General features: G+C 51.6%; 5 tRNA genes. All 5 read left to right on the plus strand.

The features are described from left to right. Window positions 1–10 precede the first annotated feature (10 nt). The 5 genes from RG608_RS11540 (at window position 11) to RG608_RS11560 (ending at window position 445) form a co-directional block, all read left to right on the plus strand. Window positions 11–84: transfer RNA gene (locus RG608_RS11540), tRNA-Arg, on the plus strand. Between the two features lie 19 nt (window positions 85–103). Then, window positions 104–177, plus strand: a tRNA-Pro gene (locus tag RG608_RS11545). A gap of 5 nt (window positions 178–182) precedes the next feature. Further along, window positions 183–256, plus strand: a tRNA-Met gene (locus RG608_RS11550). A gap of 13 nt (window positions 257–269) precedes the next feature. Further along, window positions 270–343, plus strand: a tRNA-Ile gene (locus RG608_RS11555). Window positions 344–355: 12 nt separating this feature from the next. Beyond that, window positions 356–445 (plus strand) — tRNA-Ser (locus tag RG608_RS11560). Window positions 446–463 lie beyond the last annotated feature (18 nt).

Consider the following 463-nt stretch of genomic DNA (forward strand, 5'->3'; position numbering starts at 1 on the left):
CAGAAGATGAGCACCCTTAGCTCAACTGGATAGAGTACCTGACTACGAATCAGGCGGTTAGAGGTTCGACTCCTCTAGGGTGCATTAAGTAATAACTTAAGTTCGGGAAGTAGCTCAGCTTGGTAGAGTACTTGGTTTGGGACCAAGGTGTCGCAGGTTCGAATCCTGTCTTCCCGATAGATGGCGGTGTAGCTCAGCTGGCTAGAGCGTCCGGTTCATACCCGGGAGGTCGGGGGTTCGATCCCCTTCGCCGCTATAATGATCTTGTCGGACCTTTAGCTCAGCTGGTTAGAGCTCTCGGCTCATAACCGAGTGGTCGTAGGTTCAAGTCCTACAAGGTCCATAGTGTTATCTTGGAGGATTACCCAAGTCCGGCTGAAGGGAACGGTCTTGAAAACCGTCAGGCGTGTAAAAGCGTGCGTGGGTTCGAATCCCACATCCTCCTTAGGGGCGAATAGTAATA

Origin of the sequence: Streptococcus sp. IsoGale022 (assembly GCF_031142805.1) — a bacterium.
Lineage (GTDB): Bacteria > Bacillota > Bacilli > Lactobacillales > Streptococcaceae > Streptococcus > Streptococcus sanguinis_A.